Consider the following 16,801-nt stretch of genomic DNA (forward strand, 5'->3'; position numbering starts at 1 on the left):
AGGAGGACGGCCGGGGCCGCCGCGGCACCGGGGCGGAGGCTCACCGGGCGGCTCCCGGGAGCAACGGGAGGGTGCGCGGCGGACGGGGGGCGTCCGGTCCGGTGAGGAGGGGGGCGGGGGTGGCGGCGGTCTCGCCGTCCCGGGCACGCGGGAGGGTGGCCAGGGTGTACGCGAGGGGGCCGCCGACGAACGGGACGCGGGCGTGGGTGCGGGCCAGGTCGAGGGTGAGCGTCGGGGTGGAGGACGGTCCCTCGACGAGGCCCTCGTCGGTGCCCGCGAGGATCAGGGCGAGCCGGTGGCCGGCCGGGACGACGTGGTCCGCGGCGTGCAGGTCGAGGGTGATGGTGTGCGGTTCGCCCGGGGTGAGGGGGCGGCCCCGGCGGGGGTCGGCCCAGGTGCCGAGGTCGGCCCAGCCGCGGCTGACGACGGTGAAGCCGACGTCCTTGGTGCGGGCCGCGGTCTCCTTGTAGCAGGCGCTGTCGCCGGAGGTGCTCGCGCCCCAGCAGGTGCGCTCGGGGAGGGTGGTGATGCCCTCGCCGGGTGCCGCGTAGTCGCGGATGACGGCGGGTCCCAGGTCGACGAGGACGGCCGTCAGATGGGCGCTGGAGGTGGTCGGGACGGCGGTGACGGTCACGGTGGCGGAGCCGGACAGCCGCAGGTCGCGGGTGAGCGGGCGGGTGGTGAACCCGGCCTTGTCCGGGGTGGGGGCGTCGATCCGCGCGGCCCAGTCGAGTTCGCCGAGCGAGGGGTCGTCGGTGAACGTCTCGGTGGTGCCCGCCGGGGCGGGCCGCAGGCCGAGGCCGCCGACGCCGGGCGCCGCGCCGGGGACGGGGCGCAGGGTCGCGGCCGCGGTGCCCGCCGGGGGCCAGGTGCGGTCGGTGGTCCACTGGTCGGGGGCACGTTCGACGACGGCCATGGGCTCCCGTTCGACGCCGTTGTCGTAGCCGAGGAGGTAGTGGTCGAACCAGCGGTGCAAGGTGCGGACCCACTCGGCGCGGCGGAAGTCGAACGGGTCGACGTGCCCCACCTGGGAGAGCCAGATCCTCCGCTCGACGCCCTGCTCGGCGAGCGCCTGCCACCAGCGGCCGAGGTGGCCGGTGCGGACGTTGAGGTCCTGCAGCCCGTGGACGGCCAGGACGCTGGCCCGTACGCGGGAGGCGTCGGGCACGTAGTCGCGCGCGTCCCACAGCGGGGTCAGGTCCCCGGAGCGCGGGGCGCCCTCCACCAGCGTCCGCTTGACGGCCTGGCACCGGGCGCGGGCTTCCGGGCTCTCGACGTAGTGGGCCAGCCGGTCGGGGCCGGAGTCGTAGAGGGGGGCGCCCTGGCTGAAGTAGTAGTCGTACCAGGAGGAGATCGCGCCGATCGGCACGATCGTCTTCAGGCCCTCTACCCCGGTCGCGGCGACGCCGTTGGCCACCGTGCCGTCCCAGCTCTTGCCGATCATGCCGGTGGCACCGGTCGACCAGTGCGCACGGGCGCGGGTGGTGCCGGTGCGGGTGGTGTAGGCGCGGGCGCGGCCGTTCAGCCAGTCGACGACGGCCTTGGCGGACAGGACGTCAGAGCGGCCGCCGACGTCGACGCAGCCGTCGGAGCGGCTGGTTCCGGCCAGGTCGACGGCGACGAAGGCGTAGCCGCGCGGCACGAAGTAGTTGTCGTAGAAGAGGGGCATCCCGAGGGGGGCGCCGTCCTCGTCGTAGGTCTTCTTCTGGCTCTCGTTGCCGCGCCCGCAGCAGGAGTAGTAGGGGCTGGCGTCCATGATGACCGGCACCCTGAAGCCGTTCCGCCCGCTCTCGCGGGGCCGGACGACGTCGGCGGCCACCCGGTCGGTCCTGCCGTCGCCGTCGCCGTCGAGCCCGGTGTCCACCCAGACGGACTCGCGGACCGCGTTCTCGTAGGAGTGGACGGGCCTGGACACGTCGGGGCGCGGCGGGCCGGGGCGGGGGGCCGGGGCGCCGTGGGCGCCGGCCGCCGGGACCAGGAGGGACACCAGGGCGGCCGCGACCGCCGCCACCAGGGCCCGGCCCGGCAGGGGGCCGCTGCCCGGGCGGGGGTGTGGGAGGGGGTTGTGCGCGTGCGTATGTGCATGGGCGGACGCTACTGCCGCCGGCCCCGGCGCAGAAGAGGACGATTTGGGGGCGAGCACGGCAGAGGGGGACGGGGCGGCCGGGGGGAAATCATGTCGGCCGGATGGCGATCGTGTGATGGTGCAAGGCGTGGACATGACCAGGAGGGGTCGAGGTGAATAGCGTTCAGACGATTCGGCCCTCCTACGACTTGGAGAGACACACGTGCACCGCAGACTGTTCGTCCCGGGCGCGATCGCGGCCTCCCTGGTGCTGGCGATCCCGGCGTCGGCCGCCGACTTCGCGCCCGGGGCCCCGAGCATCGGCGACCCCTACTACCCGGCCAGCGGCAACGGCGGATACGACGTCACCCACTACGACCTGCGGCTGAAGTACCAGCCGTCGACGGACCTGCTGGAGGGGACGGCGACGATCCTCGCCACCCCCACGCAGAACCTGTCCCGCTTCAACCTGGACCTCGGCCTGAAGGCGCTGGAGGTGCGGGTGAACGGCCGGAAGGCCGCGTTCAAGGCGTCGGGCGCACAGGAACTGGAGATCACTCCGGCCGTGCCGCTGCCGAAGAACCGACCGGTTTCGGTCGTCGTGCGGTACGCGGGCAAGCCGTCCGAGGTGAAGATCGACGGGTGGACGGCGTGGCACCGCACCCCGGACGGCGGCGTCGCCGCGAACCAGCCCGAGTCGGCCGCCTGGTGGTTCCCGTCCAACGACCACCCGCTCGACAAGGCGACCTTCGACGTGTCCGTCTCCGTCCCGGACGGCACGCAGGCCATCAGCAACGGCGTGCTGCTCTCGCAGAGTTCGCGGCTGGGCTGGACCCGCTACACCTGGCGGTCCGACAAGCCGCAGGCGACGTACCTGGCGACGCTGGCGGTCGGGAGGTTCGACCTCACCACCGACACGACCGCGAACGGCCTGCCCGTCGTCAACGCCTACAGCAAGGACCTCGGGGCCAACGCCGGTTCGGCGCGCGCGAGCGTCGAGCGGACCGTCGAGGTCGCGGAGTGGCTGGAGGAGGTCTTCGGGCCGTACCCCTTCAACGCGCTCGGCGGGTACGTGCCGAACGTGCGCAGCGGGTACGCGTTGGAGACGCAGACGCGGCCGTTCTACAGCCCGCGCCAGTTCGCGAGCGGCTCCAACGTGTCGGTGGTCGTCCACGAGCTGGCCCACCAGTGGTACGGCGACAGCGTGTCCGTGGACAACTGGAAGGACATCTGGATCAGCGAGGGCTTCGCCCGGTACAGCCAGTGGCTGTGGTCCGAGCGCGAGGGCGAGGGCACGGCGCAGGAGCTGGCCGACTGGGTGTACGCCTCCCACGCGGAGGACGACCCGTTCTGGACGGTCAGGCCGGGTGACCCGGGGGCGGAGAACCAGTTCCACCTCGCCGTCTACGACCGGGGCGCCATGACGCTCCAGATGCTGCGCAACGAGGTGGGCGACGACGCCTTCTTCCGCATCCTTAAGGGCTGGCCGACGGAGCGGGCCTACGGCAACGCGAAGGTCGCGGACTTCGTCGCGTACGCGGAGCGGATCTCCGGCAGGCAGCTGGACGGCCTGTTCGACACCTGGCTGTACCAGCCGTCGAAGCCCGCCGCCGCCCCGGCGCCGTCCGCCTCCGCCTCGGCCCGCACCGCTCCGGCGGCCCCGGTGAGCCCGCCGAAGTCGTGGGCCAAGATCGCCGCGACCAACACCATCCACGACCACGGTCACGGCGGCTGCTGCAGCGGGTGCTGCTCGCACGGTACCGGGCGGGGCTGACCCTCCGCCCCGGGGCGCCGCGCCCGGGCGGGCGCGGCGGCCCGGACGGCCCCCGGCCGGGCGTCAGCGGGCGGGGCGGGCCGCCCGGCCGGAGCGGTGGGCGCGCCGCGCGTCCCGGGCGAGCGGGAGGTAGCGCAGCCGCTCGGGGAGGGCGGGGACGACGGCCCGCACCCCCCGGGCCGGGAGGCGCAGCCTCCGCTCCTGCGCGTCCGACCAGTCGAGGCCGACCGCCTCGCGCGCCTCGGGCGGCAGGAAGCCCGCGGCGACGAAGGCGCGGAAGCGGACGAACGGCGGCCACAACAGGGGCCACAGGGCGCGCAGCAGGAGCCGGAGCGGCAGGGGGCCGCGGTCGGGGGGCGGGAGCGGGACGTCGGTGGCCGGCAGCTCGCGGACGACGGCGGTCGCCTCGACCTCGTCGGCGAGGACCTTGCGGTAGTAGGGCCAGAACTCCTCGATCGTCTGCGGCATGTCGCGGTCGCGGATGCCCAGGATCCGGCCGACCCGGAGCCACTCGGCGTAGAACGCCCGCTCCTGCTCCTCGGTCATGGGGCGGACGAGGTAGCGGCTCGCGTAGCGGTGGACGGGGAAGCCGGTGGCGTGGACCCAGGCGTAGTGGGCCGGGGTGAGGGCGTGGTACGGGCGGCCGTGGGCGTCGGTGCCCCGGACCGCGCGGTGCAGGCGGCGCAGGCGCCGGCCCTCCTCGGCGGCGGCCTCCCCGCCGTACACCCACAGCTGGAGCGAGCGCAGGGAACGCCCGGCACGGCCCCAGGGGTCGGTGCGGAAGACCGAGTGCTCGTCGACCCCGGCGCCGACGGCCGGGTGGGCGACCTGGAGGACGAACGCCGAGGGGAGCATGAGCAGGGCCCGCACGTCGCCCGTGAGGCTCCACAGGACCCCCGCCGGGGGGCGGCGGTGCGGGACGGTCGGGGACCACGGTCACGGGGCTGCTCCGGACGTTCTGCGGGGTGGCGGGCCGGCGGGGCGGTCCGGCCCGCCGGGACGGCGGTGGTGCGGGCCGGTGCCCGCGCGGTGGGCTTCCCCACACGAACGGCGCCGGCGGAGGGCGCGGGGGGCTCCCGCCGGACCCGGACGGCGGTTCTTCGCCGGACCGCCCGGTCCCGGCAAGGTCCCCTCCACCCGGTTTCTACCCGAGAGTAGCCCCGGCTGCTTCGATGTGCGACGTCCAGCCCCGCCTCCACAGGGAGTCGCCGTGCCTCTGCCCCCGCCGCGTACCGTGCCCCGCCGGGCGCCGCGCGCCCTGCTGTCCGTCGCGGTGTCCGCGGTGCTCGCCGCGGTGCCGCCGGCCGCCGCCGCGCCGCCGGCGTCGGCCGCCCCCGCGGCGACCCCGGCGCTGAAGGTCCTCACGTACAACGTGTTCCTCTTCAGTCGGGCCCTGTACCCGAACTGGGGGCAGGACCACCGTGCCGGGGCCATCCCGGCGGCGCCCTTCTTCCCGGGCAACGACGTGGTGGTGGTCCAGGAGGCGTTCGACAACACGGCGTCGGACGCGCTGATGAGGAACGCCGCCGCCCGGTACCCGCACCGGACGCCCGTGATGGGCCGCGGCACCTCCGGCTGGGACGCCACGGCCGGGTCGTACTCCCCGGTCGCGTTCGAGGACGGCGGTGTGGCGGTGCTGAGCCGGTGGCCGATCCTGCGCAGGGAGCAGTACGTGTACGAAGACGCGTGCGGCGCGGACCGGCACTCCAACAAGGGCTTCGTGTACGCCGTGCTGGACGTGGGCGGCCGGCGCGTCCACGTGGTCGGCACCCACGCCCAGTCGACCGATCCCGGCTGCTCGGCGGGCGAGGCCGAGCAGATCCGGTCGCGGCAGTTCAAGGCGGTGGACGCCTTCCTGGACGGCAAGGCCGTCCCCGCGTCGGAGCAGGTGATCGTGGCGGGCGACCTCAACGTCGACTCGCGCTCCCCGGAGTACGCGGCGATGCTCGCCGACGCGGGCCTGGCCGACGCGGACGCCCGCACCGGCCACTCCCACTCCTTCGACACGGCCGAGAACTCCATCGCCGCCGAGCGGTACCCGGATCACCCGCGCGAGGACCTCGACCACGTGCTGCACCGCGCCGGGCACGTGCGCCCGGTCGGCTGGACCAACCTGGTGGTCAAGGAGCGCAGCGCCCCCTGGACCGTGAGGAGCTGGGGCACCTCCCACACGTACACCGACCTGTCGGACCACTACCCGGTGGTGGCGTCCGGGCGGTAGTCGTACGGAGTGGTGGTGGAGAGCACCGCGAAGCCGAGGCGCTCCAGGACGGGGCGGCTGTCGCCGGACGCGTCGACCTGGAGCCGGGGGAAGCCGCGTTCGGCGGCGATCCGGGCCCGGTGGGCGACGAGGGCCCGGTAGACACCCCTGCCCCGCCACTCCGGCACGGTGCCCCCGCCCCACAACCCGGCGAAGCCGGTGCCGGGCACGAGCTCCACGCGCGCCGAGCCGACCGGCCGTCCGTCCGCCACGGCGACGACGGCGGCGAGTGTGCCGGGCCGCTCGGCGAGCTGCCGGAGCAGCCGCCGCCGCAGGCGGGAGCCGTCCGTGCCGAACGCCCGGTCGTGGACCTCCGCCATGAGGCCCACCCCGGCGGCGTCCGTCACCGGTACCAGTTCCACGCCGGCGGGCGGGGCGGCGGCGACGGCGGCGATCCGGGAGGTCGCGGCGACCACGAGGGCCTCGCGCGGACCGGCCGCGAACCCGGCGGCACGGAGCCGGTCGCCGAGGTCGTCCGGCCGGTCGTGCTCGTACAGCTTCCACTCGAACTCCCGCCCGAGGGCGGTGTAGTGGCGGATCTGCTCCCGGATCGCACGGTCCGCCGTGGCGGCCGTCAGCCCGCTCCACAGCACGCCGTTCCACGCCTCCGCCGGGCCGGTCTGCCGGACCACGCCCCCGGTCCGCTCCACCCGGCACCCGGGGCCGTCCGGCGGGGCCTCCCGCCGCATCCGGCGGTCGAACAGGGCCAGTACCTCCGCGTCGTCCATGGGGGTACCCGACCGCCTCGGGGCCGTGCGGGACAACCGGATTTCCCGGGGCACGCCCGCAAGGTAGATTGAACGCGTTCAATTCCGATGGGGAGGGCGGGGACACCATGGGCGCGACGGCGGACGCACGGCCGCGGGTGCACGGGATCAAGCGGGCGGCGGCCGTACTGGCCGCACTCGCCGCCCTGCCCCCGCTCCTCCTGGGCATCGGTACCGACCTGGCCGGGCCGGCCCTCCTGACGGCCCTCCCCGTGCCGCTGCCGCTCCTGCTGGGGCGCCGGCCCCGCGCCTTCACCTGGGCGTGCCTGCTCATCGGATCGGCCCTCTGCGTGTGGGCCTACGTCGGCGCCCTGGCCGGGATGTTCCTCTTCCTGCCCGCCGCCTTCCTCCTCCTGATCGCCCCGGCGGTCGGCCCCCTCTGAGGAGGCGGCCCGGACCGCGCGGCCCCCGCGGCGTCCGGGGCGCGGGAGTCCCCGGCCTCACCCGCCCCGGGCGCCGACCGCCCGGACGTCCCCGGCGCTTCCCCGGCGGTGGCGGGACGGCAGTACTGTTGCAGCAGTGCGACACCGGGAGGGGAGACGAGGACACCGTGGCGACCGAGGCGCAGGTTCAGGTGTTCACCGTGGACGAACTCGCCGCCCGCGCGGGGGTCACCGTCCGCACCATCCGCTTCTACGGCACCCGCGGCCTGCTGCCGCCGCCCGCCATCGGCCCCCGCCGCGTCGGCCGGTACGGACCCGAGCACCTGGCGCGGCTGGCGCTCATCGAGGAACTCCAGCACCGGGGCATGACCCTCGCCGCCATCGAGCGGTACCTGGAGCAGCTCCCTCCCGACGTGGACGCCCACGACCTGGCCATCCACCGGGCCCTCGTGGCCACTTGGGCGCCGGACGCGGCGGAGCGCCTGACGCGCGCCGAACTGGAGCGGCGGGCCGCACGCAAACTGACCGACGCGGACATGGACCTGCTCGCCGCGATGGAGGTCCTCACCGGCCCCGACGAGGAGGGCCTCCTCCGCGTCGACCCCGGACTGCTCCGGCTCGGCCTGCAACTGCTCGACGCGCCGATCCCGCACGCCACGATCGTGGCCGCCCGCGGGGTGCTCGTCGAGCACACCCGCGCGGCGGCCCGGGAGCTGACCCGGCTGTTCCGGGACGAGGTGTGGAACCCGTACCGGGAGCGGGAGGCGGACCCGGAGGACCCGCAGCACGTCAAGGCGATGAAGTCGCTGTCGGCGCACATGCAGCCCCTGGTGGTGCAGGCCCTGGTCACCGCCTTCCAGCGGTCCCTGACCGACGAGCTGCGGACCGCGTTCCGGGCGCCCGACCGACCGTGACGACGTCCGCGGTGACGCCGCCTGCGGCTCCGGCCCGCCGGTCCGCCGACGCCTCGACCGCCCCGTCCGCGGCGTGCCGGCCCACCGGGCGCCGCCGCGCACGCGGCCGGACGGTGCCGAGGTCCCCGGCCGGGCTCCGGCGAAGGTCACGCCTTCCCTCCGGCGGACGGTGCCGGCGCGGCCCGTCGGGGACCCGGGTCGGCCGGCCGGCGGGTTCGGCCCCGCCGGGGGCGCTCACGCGCGTCCTCACCGCCGGTCGGTGAAGGTCCCGCCCGCCTCCGCCTTCTCCACCAGCGTCGCCGGCGGGTCGAAGCGCTCGCCGTAGCGTTCGGCCAGTTCGCGGGCCCGGGCGACGAAGCCGGGCAGCCCGCCCTCGTAGCCATTGGCGTACTGCAGCACGCCGCCCGTCCAGGCGGGGAAGCCGATGCCCAGCAGCGAGCCGATGTTGGCGTCGGCGACCGAGGTGAGGACGCCCTCCTCCAGGCAGCGCACCGAGTCGAGCGCCTGGGAAAAGAGCATGCGCTCCTTCATGTCCTCGAACGGGACGGCCGCGTCCGGCCGGGTGAAGTGCTCCCGCAGCCCCGGCCACAGTCGGGTGCGGCGGCCCTCCCCGTCGTACTCGTAGAAGCCGGCCCCGCCGCTGCGGCCCGGGCGTCCGAACTCGCCGACCATGCGGTCGAGGACGGCCTCCGCCGGGTGCGTCCGCCAGGTGCCGCCCGCCTCCTCCACCGCGCGCCGCGCCTCTTCGCGGATCCTGCGGGGCAGGGTCAGGGTCAGCTCGTCCACCAGGGACAGCACCTTCGCCGGGTACCCGGCCTGGCCCGCCGCCTGCTCGATCGACGCGGGTTCCACGCCCTCCCCGACCATGGCGAGGCCCTCGTCGACGAACCGGCCGATGACCCGCGAGGTGAAGAAGCCGCGCGAGTCGTTGACGACGATCGGCGTCTTGCGGATCTGCCGGACCAGGTCGAACGCCCGCGCGAGCGCCTCGTCGCCGGTCCGCCCGCCCCTGACGATCTCCACCAGCGGCATCCTGTCGACCGGCGAGAAGAGGTGCAGGCCGACGAAGTCCGCCTGCCGCTCCACGCCCTCCGCCAGGAGGGTGATCGGCAGCGTCGAGGTGTTGGAGCACAGCAGCGCGTCCGGCGCCACGACGCCCTGGACCTCCTGGAACACCTTGTGCTTGAGCGCGGTGTCCTCGAAGACGGCTTCGATCACGACGTCGCAGCCGGCGAGGTCCGCCGCGTCGGCGGTCGGCCGGATGCGGGCGAGCAGCGCGCCGGCCTCCTCCCGGGTGGTGCGGCCCTGCTCGACGGCCCTGGCGCAGAGCTTCTCGGAGTACGCCCGCCCCCCGGCGGCGGCCTCCTCGGTGACGTCCTTGAGGACGACCTCGACGCCCGCCTCGGCGCAGGCGTACGCGATGCCGGCGCCCATCGTCCCGGCGCCGAGGACGGCGGCCCTGCGGACCGTGCGCGGCGCCACCCCCGGGGGCGGCTGCGGCCGGCGTCGACGGCCTGGAGGTCGAAGAAGAACGCCTGGATCATGTTCTTGGCGGTCTGCCCGGTGACCAGCTCGGTGAAGTAGCGGGCCTCGATGACGCACGCCGTCTCGAAGTCGACCTGGGAGCCCTCGACGGCCGCCGCGAGGATGCGGCGGGGCGCCGGGAACGGGGCGCCGTTCAGCTGCTTCCTGAGGTTGGCGGGGAAGGCGGGCAGGTCCGCCGCGAACTTCGGGTGCGCGGGCGTCCCTCCGGGGATCCGGTAGCCGGGTTCGTCCCAGGGCTGGCGGGACTCGGGGTGCGCGTCGATGAACGCGCGGGCCCCGGCGAGCATCTCCTCGGGCGTGCCGGCGACCTCGTGCACCAGACCGTTGTCCAGGGCCTGCCGCGGCGGGTACCGCGTGCCCCGGAGGAGGACCTTCAGCAGGGCGTCGGCGACGCCCATGAGCCGTACGGTGCGGGCGACGCCGCCGCCCCCGGGGAGGAGGCCCAGCGTGACCTCGGGCAGGCCGATCCTCGCACCGGGCGCGTCGAGGGCGATCCGGTGGTGGGAGGCGAGGGCGATCTCGTAGCCGCCGCCGAGCGCGGCGCCGTTGATCGCGGCGACGACGGGCTTGCCGAGGGTCTCGATGCGGCGCAGGGAGCGCTTGATGTCGCAGGCCGCGTCGAAGACCCGCCGGGCGTCGGCCGGGCCGGCCCCCATCATGTCCTTGAGGTCGCCGCCCGCGAAGAAGGTCTTCTTGGCGGAGGTGTAGACGATGCCGCGGATGGAGTCCCTCTCGGCCTCCGCCCGGTCGGCGACGGCGGCGATCGACGTGCGGAACGCCTCGTTCATGGTGTTGGCGGACTGCTCGGGGTCGTCGAGGACGAGGGTGACGACGCCGGTCTCGTCCTGCTCCCAGCGGATGGTGGAACGCGTCGGCATGGCGGTCATGGGTGCTTCTTCCGTTGCGGGGTCCGGACGGGCGGTCAGAGGCGCTCGACGACGGTGGCGATGCCCATGCCGCCGCCGACGCAGAGGGTGGCGAGGCCGTACCGCTTGTCCTGGCGCTCCAGTTCGTCCACGAGGGTGCCGAGGATCATCGCGCCGGTGGCGCCGAGCGGGTGGCCGAGCGCGATGGCGCCGCCGTTGACGTTGATCCTGTCGAGGGGCAGGCCCATGTCTCGGGCGTAGCGCAGGACGACCGCGGCGAACGCCTCGTTGATCTCCACGAGGTCGATGTCGTCGATGGTGAGCCCGGCCTTGGCGAGGGCCTTGCGGCTGGCCGGGGCCGGTCCGGTGAGCATGATGGTGGGGTCGGAGCCGGAGACGGCGGCGGAGACGACGCGGGCGCGGGGCGCCAGCCCGTGGCGCTCGCCGGCCTCGCGGGAGCCGACGGCGACGAGTGCGGCGCCGTCGACGAGGCCGGAGGAGTTGCCGGCGTGGTGGACGTGGTCGATCCTCTCGACCCAGTGGTACTTCTGCAGGGCGACGGCGTCGAAGCCGCCCGCCTCCCCGATGCCGGCGAAGGACGGCCTGAGCGCGGCGAGGGAGTCGGCGGTGGTGCCGGGGCGCATGTGCTCGTCCCGGTCGAGGACGACGAGCCCGCTGCGGTCCCTGACGGGGACGACGGACCGGTCGAAGCGGCCCTCCTTCCAGGCGGCGGCGGCACGCTCCTGGGAGAGCGCCGCGTACTCGTCGACGTCGCGCCGGGAGAAGCCCTCCACGGTGGCGATGAGGTCGGCGCCGACGCCCTGCGGGACGAACCCGGTCGCGAGGTTGGTCATCGGGTCGGCCATCCAGGCGCCGCCGTCGGAGCCCATCGGGACGCGGGACATCGACTCGACGCCGCCGGCGAGCACGAGGTCCTCCCAGCCCGAGCGGATCTTCGCGGCGGCCATGTTGACCGCTTCGAGCCCGGAGGCGCAGAAGCGGTTCTCCTGGACGCCGGCGACCGTGTCGGGCAGCCCGGCGGCGATGGCCGCGATCCTGGCGATGTCGGAGCCCTGGTCGCCGACGGGCGAGACGACGCCGAGGACGATGTCGTCGACGGCCGCCGGGTCGAGACCGGGGTGCCGGGCGAGCAGCTCCCGGATCAGGCCGACGACGAGGTCGACGGGCTTGGTGCCGTACAGGGAGCCGCCGGCCTTGCCGCGCCCGCGGGGGGTGCGGATCGCTTCGTACACGTACGCTTCGGTGGTCACGGGTCGGGCCTTTCGCGTCGCGGGGATCGCCTCACCGTCGATGATGGGTCAGGCGGACGGCGGACGGCGGGCGGCCACGCGGACCGCGTCGGACCCGGCACCGGCGTCCGGCGCCTCACCCCGGCCCCCCCGCCGGCGGGGCGGACGCCCGGCACGCCCCAGTCGCGGGCGACCTCGTCGGCGTCTGCGCCCGGCCGGGCGGGCGGGCGGCGTACGGAGCCGGGGGTCGCGGAGAAGCGGGGCGCGGGCGCGGGCTGGGTGAGCCCGCCGTGCCGGGTGAACGTGGAGCGGGCGGCGAGGTGCGGGTGGCCGGGGGCCTCGCGCAGTGACAGGACCGGGGCGACGCAGGCGTCGGTGCCCTCGAACAGGGCGGTCCACTCGGCGCGGGTGCGGGTGCGGAACCGGGCGGCGACGGCGGTGCGCAGCTCTTCCCAGCGGGCCGGCTCCCGGCGGGCGGCGGCGGTGTGCTCGTCGAGGCCGAGGAGGCGGGCGAACCCGTCGTAGAACCGCTGCTCCAGCGCGCCGACGGCCATGTGGCCGCCGTCGGAGGTCTCGTAGGTGCCGTAGAAGGGGCAGCCGCCGTCGAGGAGGTTGGCGCCGCGCCGGTCCTGCCAGGCGCCGGCGGCGAGCATGCCGTGGATCATCGTGGTGAGGTGGGCCGTGCCGTCGGTGATCGCGGCGTCGACGACCTGCCCGGTGCCGCCCTCGGCGCGCGCGTGGTGCAGGGCCGCGAGGACCCCGACGACGAGGTAGAGGGAGCCGCCGGCGTAGTCGCCCAGCAGGTTGGCGGGGACGGCGGGGGGTCCGCCGGGCGCGCCGACCGTGGAGAGGGCGCCGGTGACGGCGGTGTACGTGATGTCGTGGCCGGCGCGGTCGGCGAGCGGGCCCTCCTGGCCCCAGCCGGTGATCCGCCCGTAGACGAGCCGCGGGTTGCGGGCGAGGCACGCGCGGGGGCCGACGCCGAGCCGTTCGGCGACGCCGGGGCGGTAGCCCTCGACGAGGACGTCGGCGCGTTCGGCGAGGTCGAGGACGGCCGCGGGTCCGCCGCGGGTCTTGAGGTCGATGAGGACGGAGCGCTTGTTGCGGTTGGTGAGGTCGTACGCGGGGTCGATGCCGAGGCCGGGGCCGCCGGGCCGGTCGACGCGCACGACGTCGGCCCCGAGGTCGGCGAGGAGCATCGCCGCGTGCGGGCCGGGTCCGATGCCCGCCAACTCGACCACGCGCACCCCGCGGAGCGGGCCGTCCTCCGTCGCCGCCATCCGGCCCCTCTCGCCACACCACTGTGACACTTCCACTGTGACAGTGACGATGTTAGGAACGTGTCCTCCTGTGCACAACCCCTCCCCGCGGGACCGCGGACGGCTTCCCCGGCGGGGCGGAGGGGGCGGGGGCGCTAGCCTCTGCCTCCTCGGACCAGCCCACCGGAGCGAACGGCGGAGGACCCCATGGACACGCGGGACGGCACGGCACGGGCGTTCGACGTGGTCCTCTTCGGGGCGACCGGGTTCGTCGGGGAGCTCACCGCCCGGTACCTCGCCGCGCACGCCCCGGCCGGCTGCCGCTGGGCGCTCGCCGGACGGGACCGGGGCAGACTGGAGCGGCTGCGCGAGGCGCTCGCCGCCGAGCACCCGGAGTGCGCCCGCCTGCCGCTGCTGGCCGCGGACGCCGGCGACGCGGACGCGCTGCGGGACCTCGCGGAGTCGGCGCGGGTGGTCGCCACGACGGTCGGCCCGTACGTCTGGTACGGCGAACCGCTCGTCGCCGCCTGCGCCGAGGCGGGGACGGACTACGTGGACCTGACGGGCGAGCCGGAGTTCGTCGACCTGACGTACGTGCGCCACGACGCGCGGGCGCGGGAGACGGGGGCGCGGCTGGTGCACGCCTGCGGCTTCGACTCGGTCCCGCACGACCTGGGCGTGTACTTCACCGTGCGGCACCTGCCCCGGGACGTGCCGCTGCGGGTCGACGGGTTCGTCCGGACGAACGCCGGCTTCTCGGGCGGCACCCTCGCCTCCGCGCTCACCGCCCTGGGGCGGGTCGGGCAGACGGCGCGGGCGGCCCGGGAGCGGCGGCTGCACGAGCCGCGGCGGGTGGGGCGGCGGATCGGGACACCGCTGGGCGGGCCGCGGTTCAGCCGGGAGACGGGGGCGTGGGCGCTGCCGCTGCCGACGCTGGACCCGCGGGTCGTGGCCCGGTCGGCGGCGGCGCTGCCGGTGTACGGGCCGGACTTCCGGTACCGGCACTACGCGGCGGTGCGCACCCTGCCGGCGGCGCTGGGCGGCGCGGCGGCCGTGGGCGCGGGCTTCGCGCTGGCCCAACTCCCACCGGCCCGGCGGTGGCTGATGGAACGCCACGGGCCGGGCGCCGGGCCGGACGCGGAGCGCAGGCGGCGCAGCTGGTTCCGGGTGCGGTTCGTCGGCGAGGGCGGCGGGCGGCGGGTGTGCACGGAGGTGTCGGGCGGCGACCCGGGCTACGACGAGACGGCGAAGATGCTCGCCGAGTCGGCGCTGTGCCTCGCCTTCGACGAGGGCCTGCCGCCGACGGCCGGGCAGGTGACGACGGCCGTCGCGATGGGCGACGCGCTGCTGGGCCGGCTGCGGGCGGCGGGCGTCCGGTTCCGGGTGGCCGACGCCCGCTGAAGCGGTCGGGGCGCGCCGGTCACTCCCGCACGAGGCAGAACGGGTGGCCGGCCGGGTCGGCGCACACGGTCCAGCTCCGCTCCGGGCCGCCCTCGTCCAGCACCGTCGCGCCCAGCGCCAGGACCCGGGCGCGGGCGCTCGCCAGGTCGTCCACGCCGACGTCGAGGTGGAACTGCTGGGGGTGCTCCGGGTCGGGCCAGCGGGGCGGCCGGTGGCCGGCGGCCCGCTGGAAGGCCAGGACGCGCCCGTCGTCGAGGTGGAGCGTGGCCCAGTCGTCGTCGAGGGACCAGCGGGGGTCGGGCCGGTTCACGGCGCCGCCCAGCACGCCCTCGTAGAAACGGGCGAGGCGCAGCGGGTCGGGGCAGTCGAGGACCACGCACTGGAGGCGGCCGATCACACGCCGCTCCCCTGCCGCACCGCGGCCTCCCGCAGTGCCCGGCGGCACAGGGCGTCCGCCTGCCGGGTGGTCTCCGGCAGGCGGTAGCGGGGGGTCAGCGCCAGCGTGTGGGCGCAGGCGCCGTCCAGGGCGACGCGGTGCCCGGCCGAGACGAAGACCGGTTTGACGCCGTCCCTGGTGCGCAGGGCGCGCCCCACCTCCTCCGTCCCGGCCAGGAGCGGGGAGGCGGAGCCGCGGCGGGGGCCCGGCTGCTCGCAGGTGAAGGCGAACGGGTTCTTGGCGACGCCGAACACCGGCAGGCCGGTGAGCACGCCGAGGTGGCTGGCGAGGCCGAAGCGGCGCGGGTGGGCCCGCCCGTAGCCGTCGCAGACGACGAGGCCCGGACCGGCCGTCAGGGCCTCCAGCGCGGCGAGGACCGCGGGCAGTTCGCGGAAGGCGAGGAGCCCCGGCACGTACGGGAAGGCGACCCGGCCGACCGCGGTGGCCTCGTCGACCACGTCGAGGGTGCGGGCGTCCAGCACGACGGCGGCCGCGGCGACGAGGTCGCGCTCGTCGTCGTACGCCACGTCGACCCCGGTCACCAGGCCCGTGCCGACCGGGGGCCCCGGCTCGTCCAGCACCACGCGGGCGCGCAGTTCGTCCTGGACGGCCAGGGCCCCGGCCTCGTCGGCGGGCCAGCCGGCGGGTGTCTCGAGAATCGTCATGGTGCCCGTCAGCCTAAGGCGCCCCGTCGCGGCCGGCAGCCCTGCCCGCGGCGAGCCGCGCCACGCGCCCCCGCTCCCCGGAGGCCCAGCAGCCGGAGTCGGGGGCGCAGTCGACGGTGTCGTACGAACCGGTGTCGACGGTCCGCCAGGTGCGGCCGCCGTCCCTGGTGAGGTCCGTGCCGGTCGGGCCCACCGCGAGCGCCGCCGTGCGGCCGTGCGGAAGCCACGCGACGCCGGAGCGGTAGGCGGGCGGCGGCGCCGCGGCCGGCCGCCAGGCGCGGCCGCCGTCCCGGGTGACGGCGGCGGCGTGCGGGGACGGCCGGTCGGCCCGGTAGTCACCGCCGACCGCGACGCCGTGCGCGCGGCCCCGGAAGGCGAGCCCGAACACCCCGCGCGCGGGGTCGCCCGCCGGTATCGCCGCGTCGGCGACGGTCCAGGTCAGACCCCGGTCCGCGGAGTGCAGCACGCGGCCGGCAGCGCCGCCGCCGGTCGCCAGCCACACGTCGCGGGGGCCGGAGGTCACCAGGCACTGGCCGCTCGCCGCGAACCCGGCCTCGCCCGGCAGCGCCCGCGGCATGCCGGCGTCGGGCAGGACCCGCCAGGTGCGCCCGCCGTCCGCCGTGGACAGGATGCGGAACCGTCCGTCGACGGGGTCGCTCACGGCGAGGCCGCGGCGCCGGTCGAAGAAGGCGAGGCAGTCGTAGAACGCCCGCGGGTCGGGGTTGCGGAACCCTTCCGTCCAGGTGGTCCCGCCGTCCTCGGTGCGCAGGATCCGGGACGCCTCGCCCTCTCCGACGGCCAGCACCACCGCGCGGCGCCCGTCGAACGCCTCGACGTCCCGGAACTCCAGCTCCCCCGCGCCCGGCGGGGACACGTCCCGCCAGGTGCGGCCCCCGTCGGCGGTGCGCAGGACCGTACCGCCCGAGCCGGCGACCCACGCCGCGTCGCGGTCCACGGCGGCCAGACCGCGGAACCTGGCCGTGCTCCCCGTGCCGACCGGCCGCCAGCCGACCTCTCCCCCGGCCGCGTCCGGCGCCCCGGCCCGCACCCGCTGCCCGGCCTGTGCCGTCGGTCCGGCCAGCAGGGCCGCCGCGGCCACGACCGCCCCGCACAGCGCCAGTGACACCGGCCGTCTCGTCTTCCCCATGGCTGTCATGGCGCCGGAACGTACTGCCCGCCCCCCGTCCCGTCCAGGGGCCCGGGACGGCGCGGGCCG

General features: G+C 76.2%; 12 protein-coding genes and 2 pseudogenes. 5 read left to right on the forward strand and 9 right to left on the reverse strand.

Features of this window, described 5'->3' with window-relative positions; all coding sequences use genetic code 11:
• Window positions 1–40: 40 nt before the first annotated feature.
• A complete protein-coding gene (locus tag LUW75_RS02080; protein ID WP_250334097.1) occupies window positions 41–2,011 on the reverse strand; it encodes a Xaa-Pro dipeptidyl-peptidase in 1,971 nt (656 codons plus the stop codon).
• 277 nt (window positions 2,012–2,288) lie between these two features.
• Here LUW75_RS02080 and LUW75_RS02085 point away from each other — a divergent pair, with 277 nt between their 5' ends.
• Window positions 2,289–3,839 carry a M1 family metallopeptidase gene (locus tag LUW75_RS02085; protein WP_250334098.1) on the forward strand — a complete coding sequence of 517 codons (1,551 nt, stop codon included), beginning with the start codon at window positions 2,289–2,291 and terminating at the stop codon, window positions 3,837–3,839.
• 63 nt (window positions 3,840–3,902) lie between these two features.
• On the opposite strand, the pseudogene LUW75_RS02090 reads toward LUW75_RS02085, so the two are convergent.
• Window positions 3,903–4,773, reverse strand: a pseudogene (locus tag LUW75_RS02090) (oxygenase MpaB family protein).
• A 300-nt stretch (window positions 4,774–5,073) separates the two neighbouring features.
• Between LUW75_RS02090 and sph the strand changes: the two are divergent.
• Window positions 5,074–6,060, forward strand: coding sequence for a sphingomyelin phosphodiesterase (sph, locus tag LUW75_RS02095; protein ID WP_462933781.1), 987 nt, complete (start codon window positions 5,074–5,076; stop codon window positions 6,058–6,060).
• Here the strand turns inward: sph and LUW75_RS02100 are convergent.
• The gene (locus LUW75_RS02100; protein WP_250334101.1) at window positions 6,033–6,827 is read right to left on the reverse strand and encodes a GNAT family N-acetyltransferase; all 795 of its coding nucleotides are present in this window, start codon (window positions 6,825–6,827) and stop codon (window positions 6,033–6,035) included. The genes sph and LUW75_RS02100 overlap by 28 nt on opposite strands.
• 68 nt (window positions 6,828–6,895) lie before the next feature.
• Between LUW75_RS02100 and LUW75_RS02105 the strand changes: the two genes are divergently transcribed.
• On the forward strand, window positions 6,896–7,249 hold the full coding sequence (locus LUW75_RS02105; RefSeq protein ID WP_250334102.1) for a hypothetical protein: 354 nt from the start codon (window positions 6,896–6,898) through the stop codon (window positions 7,247–7,249).
• 167 nt (window positions 7,250–7,416) lie between these two features.
• On the forward strand, window positions 7,417–8,163 hold the full coding sequence (locus LUW75_RS02110; RefSeq protein ID WP_250334103.1) for a MerR family transcriptional regulator: 747 nt from the start codon (window positions 7,417–7,419) through the stop codon (window positions 8,161–8,163).
• 246 nt (window positions 8,164–8,409) lie between these two features.
• On the opposite strand, the pseudogene LUW75_RS02115 reads toward LUW75_RS02110, so the two are convergent.
• The 3 genes and pseudogenes from LUW75_RS02115 to LUW75_RS02125 all read right to left on the reverse strand — a co-directional run bounded on the left by LUW75_RS02115 (window position 8,410) and on the right by LUW75_RS02125 (window position 13,104).
• Window positions 8,410–10,586: pseudogene (locus tag LUW75_RS02115) on the reverse strand (3-hydroxyacyl-CoA dehydrogenase NAD-binding domain-containing protein).
• Between the two features lie 44 nt (window positions 10,587–10,630).
• Complete coding sequence (locus LUW75_RS02120; protein WP_250334104.1) at window positions 10,631–11,845, reverse strand: acetyl-CoA C-acetyltransferase; 1,215 nt, start codon at window positions 11,843–11,845, stop codon at window positions 10,631–10,633.
• Window positions 11,842–13,104, reverse strand: a complete 1,263-nt coding sequence (locus LUW75_RS02125) for a CaiB/BaiF CoA transferase family protein (protein ID WP_250334105.1) — start codon at window positions 13,102–13,104, stop codon at window positions 11,842–11,844. Before LUW75_RS02125 ends, LUW75_RS02120 begins: the two co-directional genes overlap by 4 nt.
• A gap of 186 nt (window positions 13,105–13,290) precedes the next feature.
• Here LUW75_RS02125 and LUW75_RS02130 point away from each other — a divergent pair, with 186 nt between their 5' ends.
• Window positions 13,291–14,484 (forward strand): saccharopine dehydrogenase family protein, encoded by a 1,194-nt coding sequence (locus LUW75_RS02130; protein ID WP_250334106.1) that lies wholly within the window; start codon window positions 13,291–13,293, stop codon window positions 14,482–14,484.
• Between the two features lie 19 nt (window positions 14,485–14,503).
• Here LUW75_RS02130 and LUW75_RS02135 read toward each other — a convergent pair whose 3' ends face one another.
• From LUW75_RS02135 to LUW75_RS02145, 3 genes are read right to left on the reverse strand one after another with little or no spacing between them, the layout of a single operon-like run.
• Window positions 14,504–14,881: a VOC family protein gene (locus tag LUW75_RS02135; RefSeq protein WP_250334107.1), complete on the reverse strand. Its 378-nt coding sequence runs from the start codon at window positions 14,879–14,881 to the stop codon at window positions 14,504–14,506.
• Window positions 14,878–15,585, reverse strand: a complete 708-nt coding sequence (locus LUW75_RS02140) for an endonuclease V (protein WP_250334108.1) — start codon at window positions 15,583–15,585, stop codon at window positions 14,878–14,880. The genes LUW75_RS02135 and LUW75_RS02140 overlap by 4 nt, the downstream gene beginning before the upstream one ends.
• A gap of 13 nt (window positions 15,586–15,598) precedes the next feature.
• The gene (locus LUW75_RS02145) at window positions 15,599–16,741 is read right to left on the reverse strand and encodes a beta propeller repeat protein (protein ID WP_250334109.1); all 1,143 of its coding nucleotides are present in this window, start codon (window positions 16,739–16,741) and stop codon (window positions 15,599–15,601) included.
• Window positions 16,742–16,801 lie beyond the last annotated feature (60 nt).

The sequence above is a fragment of the Streptomyces sp. MRC013 genome (genome assembly GCF_023614235.1).
In the GTDB taxonomy this organism is placed as follows: domain Bacteria; phylum Actinomycetota; class Actinomycetes; order Streptomycetales; family Streptomycetaceae; genus Streptomyces.

Bases quoted from the DNA above. Each gene is read 5' to 3' on its own strand.
- LUW75_RS02100 (WP_250334101.1), bottom strand. From the start codon at position 6,827: ATGGACGACGCGGAGGTACTGGCCCTGTTCGACCGCCGGATGCGGCGG.
- LUW75_RS02125 (WP_250334105.1), bottom strand. From the start codon at position 13,104: ATGGCGGCGACGGAGGACGGCCCGCTCCGCGGGGTGCGCGTGGTCGAG.
- LUW75_RS02130 (WP_250334106.1), top strand. From the start codon at position 13,291: ATGGACACGCGGGACGGCACGGCACGGGCGTTCGACGTGGTCCTCTTC.
- LUW75_RS02140 (WP_250334108.1), bottom strand. From the start codon at position 15,585: ATGACGATTCTCGAGACACCCGCCGGCTGGCCCGCCGACGAGGCCGGG.
- LUW75_RS02145 (WP_250334109.1), bottom strand. From the start codon at position 16,741: ATGACAGCCATGGGGAAGACGAGACGGCCGGTGTCACTGGCGCTGTGC.